Raw genomic sequence first — 16,054 nt, 5'->3', positions numbered from 1 at the left:
TGACCCGCCCGTTATGCGAACAGCTTCGCCCAGTTGCGCGGCGCGCGTTTTTTCCAGCCGCCGCGATGCCAGGCGTCGGAGACGATGAGCGGCGCCACGGAGGTCGCCTCGGCGTAGACCATCTGTTCGTAGACGGTCGAGACCTTGCCCCAGCTCGCCGCCTCTTTCAGCGTCGAGGAAGAGCAGGCCCCGTCGCGCACGTCGGCGACGGTGATCTGTACGGCGTATTTGTGCATTTCGACGTCGTCATGGCCGAGGATTTCGGCGCAGACGACCGTATCCTGGGCAAAGTTTTTCGGCACGCCGCCGCCGACCATGAACAGGCCCGTCGTGCCCGCCGCGAGCTTGACTTCGGTCAGTTCGCGGAAGTCGCCTGCGGAATCGATCGTGACGAAGGGTTTGCCCGCCTTGCGGCGTTCGACCTGGTGCTTGACGATGCCGAAACCGGCCGAGCAGTCGGAGAAAGCCGGCACGAAAATCGGCACGCCTTTTTCATAGGCTTTCTGGATCAGCGAGCCTTCTTTTTTGGCGTTGCCCGCGGCGAGCCATTTGCCGATCTCGTGGATAAACTCGCGCGAGGTGTAGGGGCGGGGCTCCAGCTGTTCGCAAATTTCGTAGATCGTCTCGTCGACATGCTGAAGCTCTTCTTCGTCTATATAGGTGTCGTAGATGCGGTCGATATAAAGCGAGCGCAGCGTGTTGTCGTCGGGGATTTCGTTCGCCTGGTAATGCTTGAAACCGAGCGCCTCGAGGAAATCCATGTCGATAATGGAAGCGCCGGTGGCGACCACCGCGTCGATCATGTTGTATTCGACCATGTCGCGCCAGACATGCAGGCACCCGCCGGCGCCGGTGGAGCCCGCCATGACGAGCCAGGTGGAGCAGTCCTCGTCTTCGATCGCCATGTTGAGGATTTGCGCGGCGCGCGCGGCCTCGCGGCTCGTAAAGCTCATCTTGCCCCAGGCGTCGATGATCGGGCGCGCGTCGAACTCGGTGATGTCGATATGTTCGACCGGGGCCGAGAGAAGCTCGGCTTTGCGGTTGTCGGTGGGTTGGGTCATTGAAATCGGTCCTTTCGCGTAACCGGGTTAAAAACCGGATCCGGACCGCATTCGTTCCAAAGAACGCATGCGCGGAGGGCCGTATACAGAGCCTGAGCCGTGGCGCATCAAACATCTCGGAAGTTGGAAGATCAGACGTTCCTTTCCTTAAACCGATGCGCCGACGGCTCTGATTCTTCTAAAAGCTGAGCCTGAAACGTATCGTGTCGAGGCTGTCTAACGTCTGTCTCTATTCCTTCATTTGACGCGTTTGGTTCAGGATCTGGGCTCAGGGCGCCCATCTAGCCGATGAGCGCCGTCATTTCCAGCATTCCTGCTGAAACCTTAAAAATCGCCGATGGCGATGACTTCGGCGATTTGCGGTTTTGGCGCTTCGAAAACCGTGGTCATCGGCGCGTCCGCGACTTCCGCCTCGATATAGTCGCCGAAGCCGTTGAACTTGGTGGCGAGCGCCGAGCCGTAAGCGCCGGTCATGCCGACTTCGATGTAATCGCCTTCCGAGACATCGGCCGGCAGCATGAACGGGCCTTCCATGGCGTCGATGGAATCGCAGGTCGGTCCGTAAAGCTTGAACGGGCGCAGCGGGCGCCGGGGCGAGCCTTTCTCACGCAGCAGCTTCACCGGATAGACGAGCCCGTCATGGGCCGCGTCGAAAAGCGCGCCATAGGCGCCGTCATTGAGATAAAGCGCATCGCCCTTGCGCAGTTCCACGCGCGCCACATGGCTGCCGGCTTCGGCGCAGAGCGCGCGGCCCGGCTCGCACCACAGATCGGCGTTTTCAAGCACCGGCATCTCTTCGAAGGCCGCCTCGATCTCGACCATGTAGTCTTCGAGCGGCGGCGGCGTGAGGCCCGGATAGGCGACCGGAAAGCCGCCGCCCACATCGACGATGTCGACGGTGACGCCGGCCTCGCGGATGAGATCGCCCACATGGGCCATGGCGACGCGCCAGGCTTCGGGGCGCATGCATTGCGAGCCCACATGGAAGGAAACGCCGAGCTCGTCGGCGACGCCGCGGGCCTCGCGCAGCAGCTCGACCGCCTCGACGCCGCTCGCGCCGAACTTGCCGCCGAGCTTGTGCTGGGCGTAGTCGGAACACACCGCGAGACGCGTGATAAGATGCAGGTCTTTTGCGCCGCCGGTCTCCTCGACGATCTTGGCGAGCTCTTCGCGGCTGTCGAGCGAGAAGATCCGCACGCCATAGTCGAAATAGGCGCGGCGGATGGCCGAGCGGGCTTTCACCGGGTGCATGAAGGCGAGCGTCGCGTCCTCAAAACGGGTCGCGACGAGCTCGATCTCCGGCAGGGAGGCGACGTCGAACCAGCGCACCCCGGCGGCGTAGACCGCCTCGAGGATCGCCGGATGGGGGTTCGCCTTCACCGCATAGAGAACGTCGCCGGGAAAACGGCGCACGAACCAGTCCGCCGCCTTTTGGGCGGCGTGCGGCCGGATGCAGTGAACGGGTAGGTCCGGACGGTCGGCTACGACCAGCGCAAGCGCAGATTGGAATTGATCCATCTCATGGAACCTCGCAAAAGCAGCTTCAAATCAAACGCCATTCTTGCGGTGAGGTCCCATGGGAATGGCGGACCCGCGAAATAGGGATGACGGGTCTGCCTGTAAAGAGAAAATTTCCCGCGCAGGCGATTTTTTTGAACAGCCTGTCAGCACCCCGTGTGCATGGCTGCTAACATATTGAAAAAACTGGATGAATTTAGGCTCAAACGGCGCTGTCAAGCTTGCAAATCGGCAAGGTTCAGGCCCGACTATGTCGCCTGGGTATAGTTGAGAGCGTGGAAGGGCCGTCCATGAATAAGGACCACTCTTTAGTAAGAAAGCAGCTTGCCGGTTATCGCCTCGCCACGGCGGAAATTCTTTACCATCTTCCCGACCATCCGGGGCTCCTCCAGGCCTATGTCTGGCAGGATTACGACATCGCCCCGAAATATCCGGTGCTGTCGCGCTTCCTCGATTTCTGGATCCGGGAGATCGAAGGCCCGATCCACTCCGTGCGCCTCGCGGGCAAGCGCCTCATCGGCGCGGCGGAGCTCGCCTCGGTCAGCGAGTACGGGCTGAATTAAAGGCTTCTTAAAAAGGAATCCCGCTAGTCTCGCATATGAATAAAGGCGGGGCGATCCTTGGCGAGCATCTACGACCTCAAGCCGAAATTTCAGGCGCTGCTCAGGCCCTTCTGCGGGCGGCTGGCAGGGGCGGGCGTCACCGCCAATCAGGTGACGCTGATCGCCTGCGGGCTCTCGCTCGCCCATGGCGCGGCGCATCTGATGAACCCGGGCGCGAAATGGGTGCTCGCCCTCCTGCCGCTCATTCTTTTCCTTCGCATGGCCCTCAACGCCATCGACGGCATGCTGGCGCGGGAATTCGGGCAGGCCTCGAAGCTTGGCGCCATCCTCAACGAACTCACCGACGTTATTTCCGACGCGGCGCTTTACCTGCCTTTCGTCTTCATTCCCGGCCTGCCGGCGTCGCTGGTGGTCGTCGCCGTCACGCTCGGGATCATCGCGGAAATGACCGGCGTCGTCGCGGTGCAGATCGGCGCGTCGCGGCGTTATGACGGGCCGTTCGGCAAATCGGACCGCGCCTTTTTCTTCGGCGCGCTGGCGCTTCTCTTGGTCTTTTTCGAGGCGGGCTGGTGGTCGACCGTGCTGATGGCGTTCGCTTGCGCGCTCGGCGCCGCGACCATCGTCAACCGCGCCCGATCCGCGCTGAAGGAGGTCAGCCATGCCGATACCTGACGCGCTGCCCGACACTGTCTTCTACGCCATTGCGGTCATCTATGCGCTGCTGATCGCGGCGAGCGTCATCGTCGCGGTGATGAAACGCAAGCAGCCGGGCGCCGTGACGGAGGAGCTCTCCCGCCGGGTGACGTCCTGGTGGTTCATGATCACCATTTTCTCCGTCGCCATCGTCACGAACCGCGTCGTCTCCACGGTCTTTCTCGGCTTCGTGACGTTTCTCGCCTTCAAGGAATATCTCTCGCTGATCCCCACGCGCCGCGTCGACCGCGTGATCCTGCTCTTTGCCTACTGGGCGATCCCGGCGCAGTTCCTTTTCGCCCATCTCAATAGCTACGGCCTGTTTCTCACCTTCATCCCGGTCTGGATGTTCCTGTTCTTGCCCATGGCGATGACCCTCATGGGCAAGACGGAAGGCTTCCTGCGCGCCGTCGGAACCTTGAGCTGGGGGCTGATGATCACCGTCTTCGCGCTCAGCCATACGGCGATGCTGCTCGCCGCGGATAAAAGCGTCGCGGGGCCCGCCGGCGGGGCGGGGCTCCTCCTCTTTCTCGTGGCGCTGACGCAGTTCAACGATGTGGCGCAGTTCACATGGGGGCGGCTCTTCGGCAAGCACAAGATCGCGCCGCAAGTAAGTCCGAAGAAAACCTGGGAAGGCTTTCTCGGCGGGCTCGGTTCAACGGTTGTGGGCGCCGCGATTGCGGGGCCGTTCCTGACGCCCATGCCGTTTTATTATGCGGGCGTTGCGGGCGCGATCATCGCGGTGGCCGGCTTTCTCGGCGACATCACCATTTCATCCTTCAAGCGCGATCTCGGCGTGAAGGATTCCGGCGGGCTCATTCCCGGCCATGGCGGCATCTTGGACAGGGTCGACAGCCTCATCTACGCCGCGCCGGTGTTCTATCACGCCATGCATTTCTTCGTGTTTTCGGGGCGCATTTGATGAAGCGCGTGCTGCAATTCCTCTTCTTCCTCTTTATCGTGCGCCCCGTTCTGCTCGTCATTCTCGGCATGAATGTGCGCGGGCGCGAGCATCTGCCCGAAAAGGGGCCGGCGGTGCTTGTGGCCAATCACAACTCCCATCTCGACACGCTGACCCTGATGGCGCTCTTTCCCTTGAAAGACCTCCATCGCCTGCGGCCCGCGGCGGCGGCGGATTATTTCCTCGCCAATCGCTGGCTCAAATGGTTCGCGCTCAATATCATCAACATCATTCCGCTGGCGCGGGGCGGGGTTAGAAAGAACCCGCTCGCCGATCTCGAAGCCGCGCTCGACCGCAATGAAATCCTGATCCTCTTTCCGGAGGGCTCGCGCGGCGAGCCGGAACAGCGCGCCGAGTTCAAGCGCGGCGTCGCTTACCTCGCAAAAGCGCGGCCGGACGTTCCCATCTATCCCGTTTTCATGCACGGGCTCGGCAAGGCCTTGCCGCGCGGCAGTTTCATTCTCGTGCCGTTCAATTGCGATGTGTTTGCAGGCGCCGCCATCAAATGGACCGGCGATCCGCAAAGCTTCATGGGCGAGCTTGAGCTGCAAATGACCGAACTCGCCGAACAGGGCCGTTTCCAGCCATGGGAGTGAGAAACGCAGCATGGTGGGGCGCCGGCGCGCTTGCCTGGGGCTTTGCCGAAGCGACGTTCTTTTTTATCGTGCCCGATCTGTTGCTCACCGCCGCAGTGCTCGTCTTCGGACTGAAGACTGCTTTCCGCCTGTCGCTCGCCGCCGCCGGCGCGGCGGTTGTCGGGGGGCTCTTGATGTGGCTCTGGGGCGCCCATGATCTCGGCGGCGCATGTCGGTTCCTCTTGTCCGTGCCGCTGATCGGGCCGGATCTCACCATGCGCGTCGCGGACGAGATGACGGGCGCCTGGCCGCTTCACCTGACGCTCGGCGCGATCACCGGCGCGCCGTTCAAGATCTATGCGGCGGAGGCGGGGATGATTGGCGTCAATCCGATCCTTTTCGCGATTGTCGGCTTTGTCGCGCGGTTGGCGCGTTTCTCGCTCGCTATCGGGCTGACGGCGCTCGGCGCCGCGCTTGCGAAACGGATAGGGCTTGAACGCCTTGTTCCATACGGCCTTGCGGCGTGCTGGCTTGCGATATACGCCGTTTATGTCAGCGCGCGGCTCGCCGTCTGATTGCCGCCTTACCCCGATTTAACGACGCTTTCGTAATTAAACGCGCCTGCCGGTTTTCTCGCGCCGCCGCCATAGGCTAGGGTCGGCGCCAATTTCCATCACGCAACAAAAAGGAGCATCCTGGGTGCGTAAGACAGGATTGATGATCGGAGCGGCGGCGCTGGCGCTCGCCGCCTGTGCGAATAAAGACGAAAACGCAGAGCCTTCGGCTGAAGCGGCGACGGACGCCGCGCCCGTCGAAGAAACCGCCGAGCTCCCCGACGAAGCCAAGACCGGCGCGGAGCTGAAAGCCGAATTCGAAAAACAGGCGGCGGAAAACCTCGCGGCGTCCGAAAAATTTCTCGAAGAGAACAAGGCCCGCGAAGGAGTGCAGGTTACGGACTCAGGTCTTCAATATATGGCGCTCGAAGAAGGCGACGGGGACGGCCTGACGCCGACCTCCACGGACCTCGTGGTTTTCGAATTCGCCATGACGACCGCCGACGGCGTCGAAATCAGTTCTTCGAGAGCGATCGGCGCCGCGCCGCAGGTTCGCGTCAGCGAAATCGGCGTCGACATGCCGGGCCTCGCCGAAGGCCTGCAGATGATGGACGAGGGCGATCATTATCGCTTCTTCCTGCCGCCGGATCTCGCCTATGGCGATCGCATCGGCCCCGATGCGCCTTTCGGCCCGAATGAGACGCTGATCGTCGATGTCGAGCTCATCAAGGTGCAAAACCCCGAGCGCAATCTCGAACTGGCGAAGGCGTTTCTGGCTGAAAACGCCAAGAAAGACGGCGTTAAAACGACGAAGTCTGGCCTTCAATATGAGGTGATTTCCGAAGGCCCGGCGGACGGGAAGAGCCCGGCGGCGAGCGATACGGTCGAAGTCGATTATCAGGGCACGCTGATCAACGGGACCGAATTCGATTCCTCTTACGCCCGCGGCCAGTCCGCCACCTTTCCGCTGAGCGGCGTCATCGCCGGATGGACCGAAGGCCTGCAGCTGATGAGCGAGGGCGACAAGTTCCGCTTTTTCATTCCGCCAGAGCTCGCTTATGGCGCGCGCGGCGGGCCCGGCGGCTCCATCGGTCCCAATGAAGCGCTCATCTTCGAAGTCGAACTGATTGATGTGAAGTGACAACGTCCTTTCCATCGGTCTTTCCAAACGCCCCCGCTTGGTCTCAAGCGGGGGTTTTGAGTCCGTGAGAAAGACCTTCCGTAGGAGGAACAGCGCTGCGGAAGCCGTTGCAGACTCTTCATTTTTTTTATTGTTCGTTTACTCGCATCAAGATAATGGGGATTCTTGCTGACACATGGTCAGTGTTTCAGGGGATGTGCTCCAATGAGAAAAGCAGTGAAAAAAGCCGCCAAGAAAACGACGGCCAAGAGAAAGGCCGCAACGGCCAAGCGCAAGACGACGGCGAAAAAGAAAACCGCCGCCAAACGCAAGACGGCCAAGAAGGCGCCGGCCAAGCGTAAAGCGACCGCCAAGCGCAAGACGGCCAAGAAGACGACAGCCAAGCGCAAGGCGCCCGCCAAGCGCAAAACGGCCAGGAAGACCAAGCTGACGGTGAAGAAAAAGCCGGCGGCGAAAAAAGCGGCCAAGAAAACGACCGCGAAAAAAACTGCGAAGCGCAAAACGGTTCGCCGCAAGAAAGCGGCCTAAGCTGTAAAGCGTATTGTTGATGCCCCGGCCATACGCGCCGGGGCATCCACGCCGCCTCCGTCGGGCGAGGCTGAAAGCCCGAATTTTCCTTGAAATTCAGGACTGAAGACGAGAGCGAGGCGTTCAGAACGCTTGCGTTCCGGGCTGTTTTGCGCGCAATTTGCGGGCCATGACAGACATTGCCGAACAGCTCTCCTGGATCTCCCGCCTCGTTTCCTTCGACACCACCTCGTCGAAGTCGAACCTGCCGCTCATCGAAGATGTGGAGGCCTATCTCGATCATTACGGGATCGAGTCCTTCCGGGTTCCGAGTGATGACGGGACCAAAACCAATCTCTACGCCGTCGTCGGGCCGAAGGTCGAAGGCGGGGTGGTGCTTTCCGGCCACACCGACGTGGTGCCGGTGGAAGGTCAGGACTGGGCGAGCGATCCGTGGACTGTCGTCGAAAAGGACGGCAAGCTCTATGGGCGCGGCGTCGCCGATATGAAGAGCTTTTCCGCCATCGGGCTTTCGCTGGTTCCGGAAATGCGCAAAGCGCAGCTGAAGCGTCCGATCATCTTCGCGCTCTCCTATGACGAGGAGATCGGTCTTTTCGGCGCGCCGCGGATGATCGCCGAAATCGCCGAAAAAGCGCCGAGGCCCTCGGCTGTCATTGTCGGTGAGCCCACCAATATGAAGGTGATCGACGGCCATAAAGGCATCGCCTCCTTCAAGGTGAAGGTGACCGGCTACACCACCCATTCGAGCCAGACCGACCGCGGCGTCTCCGCGGTGGAGGCGGCGGCGAAGCTGATTTCGAAAATCACCGATATGTGCGAGCGCAACGCCGCCGCAGCCGATCCGGACTGCCCGTTTCATCCGCCTTATTCCAGCATGACGGTGAATGTGGTGCGCGGCGGCACGCAATTGAACATCATGGCCGGCGAGGCGGAGTTTAACTGGGACATGCGCGTCATTCCCGGCGACAATCGCGAGGAGATTATCGGCGAATTCACCGATTTCGCCCGCGGCGTCGAGGCGGAGATGCGCGCCAAGGCGCCGGGCTGCCGCATCGAGATAACCCAGATCACCAATGCGCCCTCGCTGGCGCCGGAGGCGAACAATCCCGCCGCCGATCTCGCCAAGGCGATCACCGGTCACAATTCGACCGAGGTCGTCTCCTATGCTGCGGAAGCGGGGCAGTTTCAGGAAGGCGGTTTTTCCGTCGTGATCTGCGGGCCGGGCTCCATCGACCAGGCGCACCAGCCCAACGAATACATCACGCTCGAGCAAGTACGGGCGGGAACCGTCTTCATGCGCCGCCTCATCGAACGCATGAGCGCCTGATCAGACAATAAAAACAGGAGAGACGCCGTGACATCGCTGGAAGCCGCAGCCCTTTGGGTCGGGCTCAACGCCCTTCTTCTTATCTTCTTGAGCGCCCGGGTCGGCATGAACCGCATGAAACACAAGGTCAATCTCGGCGACGGCGACAATCCCGAGATGGTGAAGGCGATCCGCACGCAGGGCAATTATATAGAATATGCGCCGGCGGCGATCGGCGGACTCGTCCTGCTGGCGCTTCTGGGCGTGTCGGCGACAGCGATCCATATTCTCGGCGGCGTCTTTTTCTTTGCGCGCGTTGCGCATTTGTTGGGGTTGGGGCTTGGGCTATGGCCTGCAGGCCGCGCGGTCGGCACAGTTTTGACAGTGCTGACGCTGCTCGTCACCGGCCTGTGGCTCATCTATCTCGCGGCGTCTTAAACGCCCGAGGCCCCCGCGGAGCGGGGCTCTTGGCAAGACTTTGTTAAGTTCGGTAAGCAGGGTGTGTCTAACCCCCCGCTTTTGAAAGACTTTTTCGCAGCTTTTACAATTTGTTGACGCTGGCCTGCGAGGTTTCGGGAAACGCAAGCTCCGTATTCCGAAAGGCGCCAGCCCCGTGAAGACAATTACGCACTGCCGCGCATGCGGATCGAGAGCGCTGACGCCGGCCTTTTCCATGCCGCTGGGTCCGCGCAAGAGTCTTTCGCGTAAAGCTGACGCGTCGGCGGATTACGTTCTTTGCGATCCCTCGCGCGACGCGCGCGCCTGCGGCCTTCTGCAATCGGCGCATCCGGAAGACGAGGTTTCCTATATCCGCTCCGGCCATCACGCCTCGACCCGCGATCATCTGCGCGCCGTGGCGACGGAGGCGCTGGAAATGATTTCGGGCCGCGATTGCGCGGCGCTCGACATCGGCTGCAATGACGGCACGCTTCTGTCTTTCTATCCGCGCTGGGTGGAGCGTTTCGGCGTCGATCCCGGCGAGCATGTGGATGAAATCGGCGACTGGGCCTGGACCGGACGGTCCGCTTTTCCTTCGAAAGATCTCGACGCGGCGTTCGGCGACAAGAAGTTCGACATCGTCACCGCCGTTTCGATTTTCGAACATGTCGACGATCCGCGCGGCTTTCTGGCGCGGGTGAAGTCGGTTCTGACCGATGACGGCGTTTTCGCGCTGGAAACGCTTTATGCGCCTATGGTGCTGACGCGCACCTCTGTCGAAACGCTGCAGGCCGGGGTCTCCGGCGTCTACTCGCTGTCGGTTCTCGAATGGCTGGTGCGCGAGGCGGGGTTGAAAATCTTCAAGGGCGCGCTGACCTCGAAAGAGGGCGGGTCGATCCGGCTTTTCATCACCCATGCGGACTTCGACGAATATGATTTCGATCCGTGGTATGAGCGTCTGGCGCGGCTCTGGGACGAAGAAAACGCCCTCGCCATGCGCGCGCTGCAGCCTTACCAGTCTTTCGAACAGCGCGCGGCGGAAGTGCGCCGCGATTTTATCACCATCCTCGAAGACATCGCGTCGCGCGGCGAGTGCGCCCATATTCTCGGCGCCGATCCCCAGACCGAAGCCTTGCTGCGCTGGGCGGGACCGGCGGCGAACGCTGTCACCGCGGCGGTGGATACGGGGATGGCGCGGGAAAAAGAACGCCTCGGCGAAAAAGGCCCGCGCATCATTTCCGAAACCGAATGCCGCTCCGCCGAGCCCGATTTCCTGATCGCGTCGTCCCGTTACAAGCGCGAAATCATGGAGCGCTGGCGCGAGGCGGTGATGCTCGGCGCGCAGATCATTTTCGTCACGCCGTCGCCGCATATCATCACCTCGATGAATTTCTCCAGCGAATACGGCAAGGCGATCAATGCCGGCGACGGGCCGGCGGGGGCGCAGACCCTGCGCGCAATCCTCTCCGCGGCGGGCGGACCGCGCCTGATCGCTGACAATCCGGACGCGGCGAAAACCGCGAACGGCTAATCGTCTTTCACGCTTAAAAAGCGCCGCGTATTGTCTTTCAGCGCGACGGCGGTCAACAGCCCGCCATAACAGGCGCCGGTGTCGACGCCGATGCGCCAGCCCGCATCGTCGGGCTTGTCGGTGGGCGTATGGCCGTGGACAACCACATAGTCGGGGCGCGAGTTCGGCGCGGCGTTGTGAAACCGCTTGCGAATCCAGATGAGGTCTTCTTCCGTCTGTTCTTCCAGCGGCGTCGCGGGGCGAAGCCCCGCATGCACGAACAGATAATCGCCCTCGATATGGGTGAGCCCCAGCCCGTTCAGAAAATCGAGATGGGATTGCGGCGCGGCTTCGAAAAATTCCTCGGCGAGCGCGCGATATTCTTTGCCGACCGTGTCGAGCCCGTAGCTTTCCAGCGTTTCGGCGCCGCCCCAGTCGAGCCAGTGCGACAAATCTTCCGGTTCGGCGAGGAAATCGAGCAACAGGGCTTCGTGATTGCCTTTCAGGAAGACCGCGTCCTCGTAATCCTGGCCGAGGCTGATCAGTCGGTCGATGACGCCGCGGCTGTCCGGCCCGCGATCCACATAATCGCCGAGAAAGATCAGTTTCGCCTCGTAAAGAGAGCCCGCATCGTCCTTAATGCGCCAGAGAAGTTCATCGAGCATGTCGGAACGGCCGTGAATGTCGCCAATGGCGTAAATGGTCTTGCCCTTGGGGACCGAGGCCTTCATCTCCGATTTCCTGAATAATCGCTGGATCATGCGCGCCATGTACCTCAAATCCGGCTCAGCCGGTACACTTGGCTAGCTGAAAAGGCTATAAAAATGTGTCAAGGAATCACGTTTTTATGAGCGTGAAACAGGGCGGAGCCTCATGAGCGTTCTGGTGACCGGCGGCGCCGGCTATATCGGCGCCCATATGCTGCTGGCGTTGGAAGACGCCGGCGAGCCTGCTGTCGCGCTCGACAATCTGTCGACGGGCGCGCGCTGGCTTGCGCCGAAAGCCGCGCCTTTCGTCGAAGCCGATGTCGGCGACGCCGAAGCGCTCGCCAAGGTCTTCGCAGATCACGATATCACGGAAGTGATTCATTTCGCCGGATCGATCCTGGTGCCGGAATCGATCCGCCATCCGCTCGATTATTACCGCAACAACACAGCGAACACGATCACGCTCTTGCGCGCCTGCGTCGATGCGGGCGTCAAGCGTTTCATCTTTTCATCGACCGCCGCCGTCTACGGCACGCCGGCGCGCACGCCGGTTTCGGAAACCGCGCCCATCCACTCCATCACGCCTTACGGCGCCTCCATGGCGATGAGCGAGCGCGTCCTGCAGGACGCCGCCGCCGCGCATGATATTTCTTACGTCACCTTGCGTTATTTCAACGTGGCGGGCGCCGATCCGCGCGGGCGCGCCGGAGAAATCGGCAAGCCGACGCACCTCATCAAGGCCGCCGCGCAGATCGCGCTGGGACTTCGCCAGGAAAAGCTGCAGATCCATGGCGGCGATTACCCGACGCCGGACGGCAGCGCTATCCGCGATTACGTCCATGTGAGCGATCTCGCCCAGGCGCATTTGGAAGCGCTCGAGCGCCTGCGCGGGGCCGGCGGGTCGATTACGCTGAATTGCGGCTATGGCCGCGGTTATTCCGTCTACGAAGTGGTGGACGCATTCCGGCGCGTCACCGGCGCTGAGATGGATTATGAAGTCGGGCCTCGCCGCGCCGGCGATCCGCCGCAATTGATCGCCGACAATGCGGCGATCCGCACGGTGCTCGACTGGCGCCCGCGCTATGACGATATCGATTTCATTGTCGAAACGGCGATCGACTGGGAGCGTCGCCTCGCCGCGCGCGAAGGGACGAATTGATGCGTCTTTCCCTGATGGCGGCGCGGGCGTTGTTTTTTCTTTTGTTCGCCCTTGTCACGTTTTTGACGCTGACGCCCGATCCGGACAATACCGAGCCTGGTTTCGTCGTGACGCGATGGATTTCAAGCGCGCTCTTCGGCGACGATGCGCTCGCCGACAAGGTCGCGCATTTTCTCGCCTATGCTTCGCTGGGCGCGCTCGCATTCTGGGCTGAGGTGAAGGTGTTTTCACAGCGCTGGGGCGCATGGGCCGCGCTTTGTCTTTACGGCGTTCTGCTTGAAGGGCTGCAGGGGCTCGGCGGCGTGCGCGATCCGGAGATCGCCGACGCCGTGTGCAACGCGCTCGGCGCTGCGGCCGGGCTCGGCGGCGCGTTTCTTCTTTCCCGATTGACAGGGCGTTTTCGCCTGCGTTGACGCTGTAAAGGCGCCGCCGGACAGCTGGGGGAGTGTGGGGGCATGTTTGCTGTCCTGACGGCGCCTTATGGGGCCGCAGACTTGCCGGCGGTTACGCGAGGGTCGTGTAAGCGTAAAGCGCCGGATAGGCCGCCGCGGCGATGACGGCGCAACTCATGATGATTGTAATCAGGCGTGTCATGGGTCTCTCTCCGTTTCTTGTTATGAGCGGGAGATAGGATCGGATTTTTTAAAAGGGAAGAGCGCCGCCGCGCCGTTCGCCGCAGAAGAAAATCATTTCGCCGCATGACTTTTAAGCAATCTCGGTTCGCCTCGCCGGGCGCACGTTTCGGCGCGGTGGGTTACGGCGTGAGATGGTTTTCGGCGCCGATCTTCTCACGCCAGAGATCTGAAAACGCACCAGCCGGCGCGCCGGCGGCGGCGCGAACGGCGCCGCCCGCCGCCGCCTGCGTTTTCATGCCTTCGAAAGACGCTTTCGTTTCGCCGAGAAATCCCAGCGCATGAAGGCGCTCGGCTGAATAACCCGTCAGCACATGGGAGTAATGCCAGGGCAGGGTGTCCGGCAGGGCGCTGTTGACGGCCTTCACCAACTCATTGGTGCAGTTCGAGGTCAGCGTGTTGTAAAAGCGCGGCTTGCCCGCGAGGGCGTTGGTGCGCGCGATGAAATGCTTGAGAATCTCGCGCGCCGCCGGCGTTTCGACCCCGAGCCGGTAGGCGTAAATCTCGTGATTAAGGCCGACGGCGATGCGCGTCAGAACGTCCTTTTCCGTAGACCAGAGATAGATCAGCTCGAACTTGTTAAAAAGGCCGTTAAAGCCGGAATAGACCTCGCCCTCTTCTTTGCGCGCCTCGACTGAAATGGCGATCGTCTCGTCGGTCTCGCCGCCGAAGACAAAGCTGACGAGAGTGTGCGCCGCGCCTTCATAGGACGGAAAGGGCTCGACGAAAAACCAGATCGCTTCGAGGTCGTTTGCGTCGATTATCTTATCGCGCCAGGCCTGTTTCACTTCGCCGTCAGCAGCGAATTCGAAAGCGCGCAGATCATGCAGCCGCCAGCGGCCTTTGCTTAAGGTTTCGAAGGCCGGGGTCCGCGACAGCCCCTTCTCCCAGTTGCGGTCGCCGCGCGGCGTGCGCAAGGCGACCGTCAGCAGCCCAAGGACCAGGAGACCGGCGATGAGGGCGAGGGCGATTTTCATCATGCATGACTCCTCTTGCCTCAAGCATGACGAAATTCGCCCGCATACGCCAGGCGCCGCGCCAGCGCTTGATTGTTCGCGCCGAAACATGCCCTTTACCCTGCACGTAAAATGGAGGGCGCCGCGCCATGGAATCTCTGTTGTCGCTGGAAAATCTTTTCACCCTGATGATGCTCATCCTGCTGCAGGCGGTGCTGGGCTTCGACAATCTTCTCTATATCTCGATTGAATCCGGGCGCGTGACGCCGGCGCGCCAGAAATATGTGCGCTGGGTCGGGATCATCCTCGCCATCATCTTGCGCCTCATCCTGATGGTCGTCGTGCTCGGGCTTATCAACAGTCTGACAAAGCCGCTTTTCGCCGCGACCATAGACGGGATTTTCGAGGCGTCTTTCACTTTCCATTCGCTGGTTTCGCTCGCGGGCGGCGGCTTCATCATGTACACGGCGACGAAAGAGATCATGCATCTTCTCGCCGTCGAGCATGTGGAGAATCTCGATGAAGACCATGAAAAATCCGTGCCGGTGGCGATCGCAACCATTGTCTTCATGAATCTCATTTTTTCCTTCGACTCGCTTCTGTCGGCGATCGCGCTCACCCATGTGGTCTGGGTCATCGCCGCGGCGATTATCATCTCGGGTCTAATGATGATCGCGCTCGCCGATCAGGTCTCGGTGTTTTTGAAGAAGAATCGCATGTTCGAGGTGATCGGCCTTTTCATTCTTTTCATCGTCGGCGTGCTTCTGATCTCCGAAGGCGGGCATCTGGCGCATATGATGCTGTTCGGCTTCGAAGTGGTCGCCATGTCGAAGGCGAGTTTCTACTTCGTCATCTTCGTGATGGTCGTCGTTTCGACCGTGCAGTCGCGCTATCGCAACAAGCTTGAGAAGCTGCGCGCGAAAGAGCACGGGCAGACGGCTTGAGCTGACTGTAAAAGAGGGGCTCGGCTGTCGGCCGGGCCTTTTTATTCCATCGGGCGGAAGATGAGAGTCATGACGACGCCGATGACGCCGATAACGCCCCAGAGCGGCAGGCCCATGATCGTGCCGATCGCCTGAGAGACGCCGCCGGGCGAATTCTCCACAAGCGCCGCGCCGTCGACCCCGAAGAGCGAAAGCACCATCCCCGTCGAGCGCATCACCGGCTCGCCCGCTTCGAGCGACGACACGCCGTCCGCGCCCAGCAAGGCGATGGCGACCGCCACCAGAACCCATGCGATTATACGAAACGCCGCCATGACAAGCCCCCCTCGGGTGGTAAACGCAATCTTAACGGGGCCACATTAGCCCGCGCGGCCGCCGCCTGCAAACCGCTCGGTTAACGGCCAAAGGGGCTGAAATTCCGGCGCAATTTCCGCGGATTCGGCCTTGCGCGGGAGGCCGCCATGGCTATAGTCCGGCTCCTTCCGGACAGGCGGCCGCGTGGTCGAAGGCCGCCCCGCCGCGAAGGGGCAACCCGACGACGCCGCGAAGGCGGCGAAATGAAAGACTCGCGTGCGCCGTGCGACATTGGCGCGAGGACAGGTGGCCGAGTGGTCGAAGGCGCACGCCTGGAACGCGTGTAGGCGGGCAACCGTCTCGTGGGTTCGAATCCCACCCTGTCCGCCAGTAATTCCGATCGAATTTCCCGTTCCGTTTTCCCGTGGACTGAAGCCGCCGAACTTCAGAGGCTTGCGCGAGATCTGGCTGTCCCTCCCGAAAACTAGATTCTGACATACTCATAATGCAGCCC

At 61.4% G+C, this 16,054-nt stretch carries 18 protein-coding genes and 1 tRNA gene; 14 read left to right on the top strand and 5 right to left on the bottom strand.

What is annotated here, in order from left to right; all coding sequences use genetic code 11:
• Positions 1-11: 11 nt before the first annotated feature.
• Together CW354_RS01820 and CW354_RS01815 are read right to left on the bottom strand one after the other, a co-directional pair.
• Positions 12-1,061 (bottom strand): 1,9-bis(guanidino)-5-aza-nonane synthase, encoded by a 1,050-nt coding sequence (locus tag CW354_RS01820; RefSeq protein WP_104828329.1) that lies wholly within the window; start codon positions 1,059-1,061, stop codon positions 12-14.
• Positions 1,062-1,385: 324 nt separating this feature from the next.
• On the bottom strand, positions 1,386-2,579 hold the full coding sequence (locus CW354_RS01815; RefSeq protein ID WP_104828328.1) for a type III PLP-dependent enzyme: 1,194 nt from the start codon (positions 2,577-2,579) through the stop codon (positions 1,386-1,388).
• 290 nt (positions 2,580-2,869) lie between these two features.
• Between CW354_RS01815 and CW354_RS01810 the strand changes: the two genes are divergently transcribed.
• From CW354_RS01810 to CW354_RS01765, 10 genes are all read left to right on the top strand, one after another.
• The gene (locus CW354_RS01810) at positions 2,870-3,142 is read left to right on the top strand and encodes an usg protein (RefSeq protein WP_104828327.1); all 273 of its coding nucleotides are present in this window, start codon (positions 2,870-2,872) and stop codon (positions 3,140-3,142) included.
• A gap of 57 nt (positions 3,143-3,199) precedes the next feature.
• A complete protein-coding gene (locus CW354_RS01805) occupies positions 3,200-3,814 on the top strand; it encodes a CDP-alcohol phosphatidyltransferase family protein (protein ID WP_104828326.1) in 615 nt (204 codons plus the stop codon).
• A complete protein-coding gene (locus tag CW354_RS01800) occupies positions 3,801-4,757 on the top strand; it encodes a phosphatidate cytidylyltransferase (protein WP_104828325.1) in 957 nt (318 codons plus the stop codon). The genes CW354_RS01805 and CW354_RS01800 overlap by 14 nt, the downstream gene beginning before the upstream one ends.
• Positions 4,757-5,392: a lysophospholipid acyltransferase family protein gene (locus CW354_RS01795; RefSeq protein ID WP_104828324.1), complete on the top strand. Its 636-nt coding sequence runs from the start codon at positions 4,757-4,759 to the stop codon at positions 5,390-5,392. Before CW354_RS01800 ends, CW354_RS01795 begins: the two co-directional genes overlap by 1 nt.
• Positions 5,383-5,946 (top strand): hypothetical protein, encoded by a 564-nt coding sequence (locus tag CW354_RS01790; RefSeq protein ID WP_104828323.1) that lies wholly within the window; start codon positions 5,383-5,385, stop codon positions 5,944-5,946. The genes CW354_RS01795 and CW354_RS01790 overlap by 10 nt, the downstream gene beginning before the upstream one ends.
• Positions 5,947-6,070: 124 nt before the next feature.
• Positions 6,071-7,066 (top strand): FKBP-type peptidyl-prolyl cis-trans isomerase, encoded by a 996-nt coding sequence (locus CW354_RS01785; RefSeq protein ID WP_133162124.1) that lies wholly within the window; start codon positions 6,071-6,073, stop codon positions 7,064-7,066.
• A 204-nt stretch (positions 7,067-7,270) separates the two neighbouring features.
• Positions 7,271-7,594 carry a hypothetical protein gene (locus CW354_RS01780; RefSeq protein ID WP_133162123.1) on the top strand — a complete coding sequence of 108 codons (324 nt, stop codon included), beginning with the start codon at positions 7,271-7,273 and terminating at the stop codon, positions 7,592-7,594.
• Positions 7,595-7,763: 169 nt separating this feature from the next.
• Complete coding sequence (gene argE, locus CW354_RS01775; RefSeq protein ID WP_104828483.1) at positions 7,764-8,921, top strand: acetylornithine deacetylase; 1,158 nt, start codon at positions 7,764-7,766, stop codon at positions 8,919-8,921.
• Between the two features lie 27 nt (positions 8,922-8,948).
• Positions 8,949-9,338: an MAPEG family protein gene (locus CW354_RS01770; RefSeq protein WP_104828320.1), complete on the top strand. Its 390-nt coding sequence runs from the start codon at positions 8,949-8,951 to the stop codon at positions 9,336-9,338.
• Between the two features lie 175 nt (positions 9,339-9,513).
• Positions 9,514-10,869 (top strand): class I SAM-dependent methyltransferase, encoded by a 1,356-nt coding sequence (locus CW354_RS01765; RefSeq protein ID WP_133162122.1) that lies wholly within the window; start codon positions 9,514-9,516, stop codon positions 10,867-10,869.
• Here the strand turns inward: CW354_RS01765 and CW354_RS01760 are convergent.
• On the bottom strand, positions 10,866-11,579 hold the full coding sequence (locus CW354_RS01760) for a metallophosphoesterase family protein (protein WP_165793479.1): 714 nt from the start codon (positions 11,577-11,579) through the stop codon (positions 10,866-10,868). The genes CW354_RS01765 and CW354_RS01760 overlap by 4 nt on opposite strands.
• Before the next feature lie 142 nt (positions 11,580-11,721).
• Here CW354_RS01760 and galE point away from each other — a divergent pair, with 142 nt between their 5' ends.
• Positions 11,722-12,714: a UDP-glucose 4-epimerase GalE gene (gene galE, locus CW354_RS01755; protein WP_104828317.1), complete on the top strand. Its 993-nt coding sequence runs from the start codon at positions 11,722-11,724 to the stop codon at positions 12,712-12,714.
• Positions 12,714-13,127: a VanZ family protein gene (locus CW354_RS01750; protein ID WP_104828316.1), complete on the top strand. Its 414-nt coding sequence runs from the start codon at positions 12,714-12,716 to the stop codon at positions 13,125-13,127. Before galE ends, CW354_RS01750 begins: the two co-directional genes overlap by 1 nt.
• A 341-nt stretch (positions 13,128-13,468) precedes the next feature.
• On the opposite strand, the gene CW354_RS01745 is transcribed toward CW354_RS01750, so the two are convergent.
• Positions 13,469-14,326, bottom strand: coding sequence for a lipoprotein N-acyltransferase Lnb domain-containing protein (locus tag CW354_RS01745; protein ID WP_165793478.1), 858 nt, complete (start codon positions 14,324-14,326; stop codon positions 13,469-13,471).
• 125 nt (positions 14,327-14,451) lie between these two features.
• Between CW354_RS01745 and CW354_RS01740 the strand changes: the two genes are divergently transcribed.
• Positions 14,452-15,246, top strand: coding sequence for a TerC family protein (locus CW354_RS01740; RefSeq protein ID WP_104828314.1), 795 nt, complete (start codon positions 14,452-14,454; stop codon positions 15,244-15,246).
• A gap of 41 nt (positions 15,247-15,287) precedes the next feature.
• Here CW354_RS01740 and CW354_RS01735 read toward each other — a convergent pair whose 3' ends face one another.
• Entirely contained in the window at positions 15,288-15,560 is a 273-nt protein-coding gene (locus CW354_RS01735; protein WP_104828313.1) for a hypothetical protein, read from the bottom strand.
• 280 nt (positions 15,561-15,840) lie between these two features.
• Between CW354_RS01735 and CW354_RS01730 the strand changes: the two genes are divergently transcribed.
• Positions 15,841-15,930, top strand: a tRNA-Ser gene (locus tag CW354_RS01730).
• Positions 15,931-16,054 lie beyond the last annotated feature (124 nt).

The sequence above is a fragment of the Hyphococcus luteus genome (assembly GCF_002943565.1).
GTDB classification, from domain to species: Bacteria; Pseudomonadota; Alphaproteobacteria; order Caulobacterales; family Parvularculaceae; genus Hyphococcus; species Hyphococcus luteus.
The sequence above is the reverse complement of the archived record's forward strand: the minus strand, read 5'-3'. Positions and strand labels throughout refer to the sequence as shown.